The organism is Candidatus Zixiibacteriota bacterium (assembly GCA_026397505.1).
Taxonomy (GTDB): domain Bacteria; phylum Zixibacteria; class MSB-5A5; order GN15; family PGXB01; genus JAPLUR01.
Genome location: JAPLUR010000118.1, coordinates 1 through 8867, shown reverse-complemented (window position 1 = coordinate 8867; position 8867 = coordinate 1). Strand labels below are relative to the sequence as shown.

General features: G+C 48.9%; 8 protein-coding genes and 1 pseudogene. 8 read left to right on the top strand and 1 reads right to left on the bottom strand.

The genetic code is table 11. From position 1 onward, the window contains the following. Positions 1–156 precede the first annotated feature (156 nt). The 8 genes from NT002_12270 to truB all read left to right on the top strand — a co-directional run bounded on the left by NT002_12270 (position 157) and on the right by truB (position 8446). Positions 157–1875: a proline--tRNA ligase gene (locus NT002_12270; GenBank protein MCX6830036.1), complete on the top strand. Its 1719-nt coding sequence runs from the start codon at positions 157–159 to the stop codon at positions 1873–1875. A 90-nt stretch (positions 1876–1965) separates the two neighbouring features. Further along, positions 1966–2406: a hypothetical protein gene (locus NT002_12265; GenBank protein MCX6830035.1), complete on the top strand. Its 441-nt coding sequence runs from the start codon at positions 1966–1968 to the stop codon at positions 2404–2406. Positions 2407–2420: 14 nt separating this feature from the next. Continuing rightward, a complete protein-coding gene (gene nusA, locus NT002_12260) occupies positions 2421–3818 on the top strand; it encodes a transcription termination factor NusA (protein MCX6830034.1) in 1398 nt (465 codons plus the stop codon). 23 nt (positions 3819–3841) lie between these two features. Then, positions 3842–6058: a translation initiation factor IF-2 gene (infB, locus tag NT002_12255; GenBank protein MCX6830033.1), complete on the top strand. Its 2217-nt coding sequence runs from the start codon at positions 3842–3844 to the stop codon at positions 6056–6058. Positions 6059–6069: 11 nt separating this feature from the next. After that, complete coding sequence (locus tag NT002_12250) at positions 6070–6351, top strand: DUF503 domain-containing protein (protein MCX6830032.1); 282 nt, start codon at positions 6070–6072, stop codon at positions 6349–6351. An 8-nt stretch (positions 6352–6359) separates the two neighbouring features. After that, positions 6360–6731 carry a 30S ribosome-binding factor RbfA gene (gene rbfA, locus NT002_12245; protein ID MCX6830031.1) on the top strand — a complete coding sequence of 124 codons (372 nt, stop codon included), beginning with the start codon at positions 6360–6362 and terminating at the stop codon, positions 6729–6731. Further along, positions 6706–7698, top strand: a complete 993-nt coding sequence (locus NT002_12240; GenBank protein ID MCX6830030.1) for a bifunctional oligoribonuclease/PAP phosphatase NrnA — start codon at positions 6706–6708, stop codon at positions 7696–7698. The genes rbfA and NT002_12240 overlap by 26 nt, the downstream gene beginning before the upstream one ends. After that, positions 7685–8446, top strand: coding sequence for a tRNA pseudouridine(55) synthase TruB (gene truB, locus NT002_12235; GenBank protein ID MCX6830029.1), 762 nt, complete (start codon positions 7685–7687; stop codon positions 8444–8446). The genes NT002_12240 and truB overlap by 14 nt, the downstream gene beginning before the upstream one ends. Here truB and NT002_12230 read toward each other — a convergent pair. Further along, positions 8401–8867, bottom strand: a pseudogene (locus tag NT002_12230) (Glu-tRNA(Gln) amidotransferase GatDE subunit E). The gene truB and the pseudogene NT002_12230 sit on opposite strands and share 46 nt — an antisense overlap.

Genomic DNA, 8867 nt, shown 5'->3' with positions numbered 1-8867 from the left:
GAGCATTGACACTCTTATAATTCTTCTGAAAACAATCCATATTTGAAGCGACCTGGGCAATCTGATGGAGGAAGCCCCAATCTTTTTGATTGACAAAAAGATATATTAAAATATCTTACTTGATTAACCTTTCGGAAAACTTAGTAAGAGGTCTAAATGCGCTGGACGCAAACATATATCCCGACTTTGCGGGAGGTGCCCTCAGAGGCCGAACTTATTTCGCATCAACTGCTTCTTCGCGGTGGTTATATCCGCAAGCTGGCCGCCGGAGTATATATTTATCTTCCTTTAATGCAAAGAGTTATCGAAAAATTCTCGGCCATAGTCCGGGAAGAAATGAATCGCGCCGGTGCTATTGAAATAACCATGCCGGTCCTTCACCCGGCCGAAGTTTGGAAATTATCCGGGCGATTTGATACGGTCGGCAAAGAACAGATGCGCCTGAAAGACCGCCACACCCATGAACTGGTCCTTGGCGGAACTCATGAAGAGATAGTCACTTATCTTCTCAAGGGGGAGTTGAAAAGCTATAAACAGCTGCCCATAAATTTATATCAGATTCAGGTCAAATTCAGGGATGAAATCCGCCCGCGCTTCGGACTGATGCGCGGCCGGGAATTCATCATGAAAGACGCCTATACCTTCGATGCCGATGAGAAATCATTCGAGGTCTCCTATCAAAAGATGGTTGACGCTTATTTCGCCATTTTCAAAAGGGCCGGGCTGGAAACTCGAAAAGTCGAATCGGATACCGGCGCCATGGGGGGAAAAGCGGCCCATGAGTTTATGCTCATCGTTGATACCGAGGGGGGCGAACAGACATTGATTTTCTGTGACAAGTGCGAATATGCTGCCAATATCGAAAAAGCTACTTTCCGTGAGGCCAATCCGCCCGCGGTTGATCCCGAGCTTCTGCCTCTAAAAGAGGTCGATACGCCGGGGGCAGCGACCATTGAAGAGGTGACAGCTTTTCTTAAGGTTGACTCAAAGCGACTGGTCAAGACACTTATTTATATGGCTGATGGCAAACCGGCCGCCGCCTTAATCAGAGGTGACCGTGAGCTTAATCCGGTTAAATTGAAAAATTACCTGAAAGCGATCGACCTGGAGATGGCCCCCGCCTCGGTGGTGGAGGAGATTACCGGTTGCCCGGTCGGATTTGCCGGCCCGGCCGGTTTGAAAAATATCCCGATGATCGTCGACCCGGAGGTAACCCGTATCCCTAATGCGGTCACCGGCGCCAATAAGAATGAAAAACACCTCATGAATGTCAATATTGATCGCGATTTCAAAGCCACCGGCGTGGTCGATCTGATTAATGCGACCGCCGGCGAACTCTGCCCGCATTGCGATGGATTTCTGACCGAGAAGAAAGGGATTGAGGTCGGAAATACTTTTATGTTGGGGACCAAATATTCGATCTCCATGGATGCCATTTTCCTCGACGCGGAAGGGAAGGAAAAGCCATTCATCATGGGTTCTTATGGCATTGGTATCACTCGCACCCCCCAGGCGGCAATTGAGAAATATCATGATGAAAAGGGAATAATCTGGCCCAAAAATATAGCCCCTTATATGGTCGAGATAATCCCCTTAAACTATGAGAAGGAAGAACATAAGAGGGCGGCGGAACAAATTTATGCCGAATTGGTTAGCAATAATATTGATTGTCTTCTCGATGACCGCCCGGAGCGGGCCGGGGTGAAATTTAATGATGCCGATCTTGTGGGCAGCCCGGTGAGGATTGTAATCGGAGATAAGTCGTTAAAACAAGGGAAATTAGAGGTGAAATCCCGGGGATCCGATAAGATTCTTCTGGTGGATATGGATAATGTGGTTGGGGCGGTGAAGGAGTTGCTGGAGAGCATCAACTGAACTGAAATCGGTTGCAGAAGAGAGAATAAACTGTTATAATATTAGGTTATATCATAGGCAAAGCCTCATAAGGAATTGCTGAAGATTAAGATGGAGTTAAAGGATAAGATAGTGGAGTTGATTACGGCGACTTTGGAATCCGAAGGATTTGATTTCGTTGAATTGAAGCTTTCCCGCTTCAAGAAAAACAGCCGTCTTCAGGTGTTTGTCGACTCCGACCATGGCGTCAATATTGATGACTGTGTTCGTCTTTCAAAGGCGATTGAAACGATAATTGACGGTGAAAATATTTTTGAATTCGGCTATGTTATTGAGGTCTCTTCGCCGGGCCTGGATCGGCCGTTGATTACGGTCAAGGATTTCAGGCGACGGATAGGCGAGAATTTGCAGATCATTTTCAATGATATTGAAATCCCGCCTGTTAAGGGAGAGTTGGTCGCAGTGGAAGAGACCGGCTTGGAACTGCGGATGAAGGATGGGTTAAAGAAAATAGATTTGGGAACTGTCAGAATGGGGAAAATAGTAATTTGATGGAGATAGATTAAATGGCTTTTGAGATTGTGGAAGCCCTGGCCATGATTGCCCGGGAAAAGAACATCGACCTCGACGTGGTTGTCAGTAAAGTTGAGGAGAGCCTTCTCGCGGCGGCCAAGAAAAAATACCCTCAGGCGGAAAATCTCACTTTCAAACTTAATCGCAAAACCGGTGAGATCACCATGATCGCCATGAAGAAAGTGGTCAAGAAGGTCACGGATAAGATGACCGAGATTTCTCTGGAGGATGCCAAAGAACTTGACGAATCCGCCGAACTGGATGATGAAATGGAAATTTATCTTGAGGTCGATGAGGAATTCGGGCGCAATGCTATCACTACGGCCAAGCAAGTGCTTATTCAGAAAGTCCGCGACGCCGAAAGAGATAAGATATATGATGAATATATTACCCGGGTCGGTCAGCTGGCCACCGGTACCGTCCAGCAAATAGACAAGGGGAATCTGATTATCAATCTCGGGAAGGCGGAGGCCATTCTCCAGATCAAGGAGCAAATACCGCGCGAAAAATATCGTCAGGGAGACCGCATTCGGGCCTATATTTTGAATGTCGAAAAGTCGACCGGCGGTCCGCAGATTATACTTTCCCGTGTAAACAATGAATTTCTCCGTTGTCTGTTCGCATTGGAGGTGCCCGAGATTTTTGAGCGGGTCATTGAGCTGAGGGCGATTGCCCGCGAGCCGGGCGAGCGCTGCAAGATAGCGGTCTATTCGTCGGATGAACGCATCGACCCCGTGGGCGCCTGCGTGGGAATCAAAGGTGTCAGAGTGCAGTCGATTGTCCGGGAATTGAATAATGAAAGAATCGATATCATTCCCTTCAGTTCCAATCCGGAGGTTTTTGTGACCCGCGCACTGGCCCCGGCCAAAGTAGTCCATATAGATGTTTTTGAGGATGAACAGGCCATGACAGTGGCGGTGGAAAACGACAAGCTCTCGCTGGCGATCGGCAAATCCGGCCAGAATGCGCGGCTGGCTTCGAAACTGACCGGCTGGAAAATCAATATCATGGCCGAATCGGATTACAATGAAATGAAGAAACGCGAAGCGGAAGAGATGGTGGCGGTCGGCAATCTCGAAGGTATCGGGAATAAGATGGAAGAGAAACTGGTCAATGCTGATATCAATACTGTCCAGCAACTGGCCAAAGCCCGCATGGAAGACCTTATCAAGATCGATGGTATCGGTCAGAAGACGGCGGAATCGCTGATTGAAACAGCCAAAGCTTTGGTGGCCGAACTGGAAGTGAAGCGCAAGGAGACGGAGCGATTGCGTCGTGAAGCGGAGACGGCCGAAGCCAAAGCGGCTAAAAAGGAAAGAGCTGATGCGGATCGTGAAAAGAGCGATTTGGAACCCAGCGATAACACTGAAGGTGCACCATCGAAAAACTAACTGAGCGGGGAGAGGAGTGCTAAATGGCCAAAAAGAGAATATATGATGTAGCCAAGGATTATGAAATTTCATCTAACGCCTTATTGTCGATTCTCAAGGAACTGAATTTCGAACCGAAATCGCACATGTCTGTGGCGACCGACGATATGCTCAAGGCCATTGAGCATAAATTTGAGGCCGAAAAAGAAGCGGCCAAAAAGGACATCGAGCAAAAAAAGAAACCCAAACCGCCCAAGCCGCCTTCCTCCGGTGAAGTCGTTGCCGAAGGAACTTTCGATGAACGCCTGGCCAGATTGTCCATGGCACTGAAGCGCCACGATAAACGGAAAAGAAAATTCGACAAACGTAAAAAGGGAAAAGACGGGCATCAGGTTGACCGTAAAGCGGTAGTCAAGAGCTTCAAGGCGACCATGGCCACAATCGGGGGAGTCAAAAAGACCAGAAAATATAAACGCCGTTTTAAATCTGACGATACCATTGAGATCCTCGAAGAGAATATTATTGAAGTCAACGAATTCATGACGGTGGCGGAGCTGGCCAAGGCCATGGATATGAAACCGGCGGAGTTGATCGCCACCTGTTTTAAACTGGGTATGATGGCCTCGATCAATCAGCGCCTCGACCTCGAAACGATTGAAACTCTCGCCCTCGAGTGCGGTTACGGTATCAAGGAAAAGGGCGAAATAGGCGAAGAGGCTCGTGAATCCGAGGCTGAGGAAAATCTCTCTTATCGAGCGCCGGTCGTCACGGTCATGGGGCATGTTGACCACGGCAAGACCTCGCTTCTCGATCATGTCCGGAAAACAAATGTCGCTGCCCATGAGGCCGGTGCCATTACACAGCATATCGGCGCCTATGCCGTGATTCTGCCCAGCGGCCAGATTACTTTTATCGATACACCGGGTCACGAGGCCTTTACGGCGATGCGTGCCCGCGGAGCCCAAATTACCGATATCGTAGTTCTGGTGGTGGCCGCCGATGACGCGGTCATGCCGCAGACAGTGGAAGCCATTGATCATGCCCGGGCCGCTGGCGTGCCGATCATCGTTGCGATTAACAAAATTGACAAACCGACCGCAAATCCCGACTTGATTCGTCAGCAGTTGAGCAAATACAACCTGATGCCGGAGGAATGGGGCGGCAAGACAATCATGGTCGAAATCTCCGCCAAAACCGGTCAGGGTATGGAACGTCTGCTGGAAATGATTATTCTGCAGGCAGAGATGCTTGACCTCAAAGCCGACCCCACGATTCGCGGCCAGGGTGTGGTAATTGAAGCCAATCTCGAACGCGGCCGGGGACCGGTCAGTACTATCATTATTCAGAAAGGTTCCGTGAAAGTCGGCGATCCGATCGTTGCGGGTTCTTTCAGCGGACGCGTCCGGGTGATGCTGAGCGATCGCGATGAGATACTTAAGGCCGTCGGACCCTCCTTACCCGTTCGTCTCACCGGGCTTAACGGTGTCCCTCAAGCCGGTGATTCTATCATGGTAGTCGCCGACGACCAGGAAGCGCGCGAAATTTCCGTCAAGCGTATGCAATTGAAACGCGAACAGGAAATTCGCCGCGGGTACGGACATGCCACTCTTGAAGGAATTTATGCGCAGATCAAAGATGGCCAGATAAAGGAATTGCGTTTGATTATAAAGGCCGATGTCGATGGCTCGGCGGAAGTGCTGGCCGAAACGCTCAGCAAAATCGCCACCGAGGAGGCGCGCACTATTATTATTCATAAGGGAGTGGGAGCAATCAGTGAATCGGATGTACTTCTGGCCGCCGCCTCCAATGCCATCATCATCGGATTCAATGTCAGTCCCGATATGCGTGCCCGAGAAACCGCCGCCCGTGAAAAAGTGGATATTAAGCAATATGATATTATTTATAACGTGGAAAACGATGTGCGAAAGGCTCTCGAGGGAATGCTGGCGCCGGAAGTGAGCGAGCAATTCGGCGGAATGGCTGAGGTGCGCCAGGTATTCAAAGTGCCTAAAGTCGGAACGATCGCCGGTTGTTTTGTCAAAGACGGCACCATCCACCGCACCGATCGTGCGCATATCGTGAGAGACGGAAGGGTTGTTTTTACTGGGGCCTTGAGCTCGCTCAGACGCTTTAAAGATGACGCCCGCGAGGTGGCCAGCGGCTATGAATGCGGCATCGCGATCGAAAACTTCAACGACATAAAGGTGGGCGACGCGATTGAAGTATATCATCTGGTTGAGACAGCAAGAAAATTGGAATGAATGGGTGACGGTTGTTTGTCGGTACGGTTGTCATTGATATCAATCTCCCAGGCGTAACTTCATTAAAAGAGAAAAGAAGGAGATTGAAACCGCTTCTGGCCAGGCTGCAGAGCCGTTTCAATGTCTCTGTCGCCGAGGTTGATTACAATAACAATCTGAGAATGGCCCAGATCGGAGCGGCCGTTGTCAGCAACGATAAGAGATTCGCCGACCAGATGATTGCACGTATAGTTGAAGCGGTGAAGAATGAACAGGAAATATACATGACCGATTATCGAGTGGAAATACTTTAAGGATTATTATGCGCCAGTTCAAGAGATCTGATCGACTCAGGAGCCAGATTTTGAGGGATGTGCAGGTTATGCTGGAACATGAATGCACGGCGCGATTGCAGGGAATGGTAACATTCACCGACGTGGAAATATCGGCGGATTTGAAGTATGCCACTATATTTTATTCGGTCCTGGGGGATGATGAGGCCAAGCAGAGAGCTTCGGCCTATCTGACGCGTATCCGGAAGCGAGTTCAGAGCGAATTGGGAGCTTTGTTGCGCCTGAAAAAAACTCCGGAAATAAGATTTGAATTCGACCCCTCCATCGAACGCGGCATGAGAATTGAACAGATCCTAAATGAATTGTCCCGGAAAGATGAACACAACGACGAAAATAAATAGCGCCAAATTATTCGAAATCATCAAGAGCTCGCAATCTGTTCTGATAAGCTCGCATGAGGAACCTGACGGAGATTCCATCGGCTCGCAGCTGGCCCTGCTTCAGTTAATCACCAATCTGGGGAAAAACGGACTGATTCTAAACCGGGGGACCATACCTTTCAAATATCGATTTCTTCCCGATATAGCGCTGATCAATGATATCACGAAATATGACGGCGGAATGAACTTTGACCTGGCCATTGTCCTCGAATGTCCTGGATTGGAGCGAACGGGAGGAGCCGAGAAATTGGTGACCCCTGAAACGCTGATAATAAACATCGATCATCACCCTGATAATCGAAATTTCGGCACCGTCAATTACCTGGATAGCGAAATTTCCTCGGTCGGCGAAATGCTGGCGGAGCTGTTCATCGAGGCCGATATTCCCATCGATCAAAAAACCGCCACCTGGCTCTATGCGGCTATCTTAACCGATACCGGCAGATTTCGTTATGGCTCCACCAAAAGAAGAACTATGGAAATAGCGGGACGCCTCATTGAAGCAGGCGCCAATCAGAGGGATATCTGCGACAACATCTATTATTCTCTGCCCAGTTCCACCCTCTTACTCACCGGCGCAGTACTTTCCGGCATCAGTTTCTTTGAAAATGGGAAAATCTGTCTTCTTCAATTGGAGCAGAGCACTCTTGAGAAGAATGGCGCCGATTTGAGCGAGGCCGATGGCCTGACAGATTTCTCCCTATTCGGCCATGGCGTAATTGTCGGCGGATTGCTTAAAGAAATCAATGGCAATCGTACCAAAGTCTCGTTGCGTTCGCGCGATAGTCTGGATGTTTCCCGCCTGGCCCACAAGTACGGCGGCGGCGGACATCATAGCGCCGCAGGATTCATGATCGAGTTGCCACTCGAGGCGGCGCGAAAAGTAGTGCTGGAGGAATTGAAGGAGATCGTCAATGGTTCAATATGATGGCATCCTTCTTTGCAACAAGCCTTATGGCGTTTCCAGCCATGATGTTATCTCCAATTTGAGGCAGGCTATCGGTCAGCGAAGAATCGGTCATACCGGAACGCTCGACCCGCGCGCAACCGGACTTCTGGTCATCTGTCTGGGTCGCGCCACAAAAATCGCGCAATTCCTGGCCGAGGCGGATAAGACCTATGAGGCCGAAATCAAGCTGGGCATACGCTCTTCAACTTTTGACAGCGAGGGAATCATGGATGAATCCACCGTGAGGGTGGTCCCCGAGTTGGGCGCAAAGGAGGTTGCCGAAATCCTTTCCGAATTCAAAGGAGTAATCAAACAGAGGGTTCCGGCCTTTTCTGCGGTCAAAATGAATGGGCAACGATTATATAAATTGGCCCGCCGCGGGGAACAGGTGGAAACGCCTGAGAGAGAAATTGAAATCAATGATATCAATTTGACCAGATTGAACCTTCCTTTTATCAGTTTTGTCGTTTGCTGCTCCAAAGGGACTTATATCCGCGCCCTGGCCAACGAAATCGGCGAAAGGGTCGGCTGCGGCGCCTATTTATCGCGATTAAATCGCGTGCATGTGGGAGGTTTTGAACTGAAGGACGCCTTAAGTCTTAACGAAATCAAATATTACCGGCAGGCTGGAACCTTGAAAAGATATATCAAACCCATTGAGGGAGTTCTCGCTTTTCCCGTTAACCCTCTTTTAACTTTACAAGCTCTCAAAATCTCTCCGATGTGAAGAGCAACCTCTTTTACCTGTTCGGGAGTTTTAATATCAGGAGCGGTTGCAATCTCTACCAAAGGAATGCCTAGTCTATCCAATTTGTAGATTTTAACATTCTCCGCCGTCTCTTCTTCATCTTTTCCAGATGCAGCTCTCGCTGCATCTTCTTCCAACATAATTGCATTTATTCCAACCCTTCCTTGTTCAGTTTCAACCCATCCATTTCTCGCAATAAGAACAGTTCTCTGAAACCCCGAAACATTACTTCCATCGATAACTGTCTTTCTCATTATCTGGCTGTAGGGAATAATTTCACAATTCATCAATAGAGATATCTGTAAAGCAATTTTCAGAGCCTCTTCATTAATCTGATGTGGAGGCTCTTCATCCAGTTCAACAAGGCAGCAGTTGTCATAATACCCCTGACAGAAAAACT

Coding starts and splice junctions, on each gene's coding strand:
- NT002_12270 (MCX6830036.1), top strand. CDS start 157: ATGCGCTGGACGCAAACATATATCCCGACTTTGCGGGAGGTGCCCTCA.
- NT002_12265 (MCX6830035.1), top strand. CDS start 1,966: ATGGAGTTAAAGGATAAGATAGTGGAGTTGATTACGGCGACTTTGGAA.
- nusA (MCX6830034.1), top strand. CDS start 2,421: ATGGCTTTTGAGATTGTGGAAGCCCTGGCCATGATTGCCCGGGAAAAG.
- infB (MCX6830033.1), top strand. CDS start 3,842: ATGGCCAAAAAGAGAATATATGATGTAGCCAAGGATTATGAAATTTCA.
- rbfA (MCX6830031.1), top strand. CDS start 6,360: ATGCGCCAGTTCAAGAGATCTGATCGACTCAGGAGCCAGATTTTGAGG.
- NT002_12240 (MCX6830030.1), top strand. CDS start 6,706: ATGAACACAACGACGAAAATAAATAGCGCCAAATTATTCGAAATCATC.
- truB (MCX6830029.1), top strand. CDS start 7,685: ATGGTTCAATATGATGGCATCCTTCTTTGCAACAAGCCTTATGGCGTT.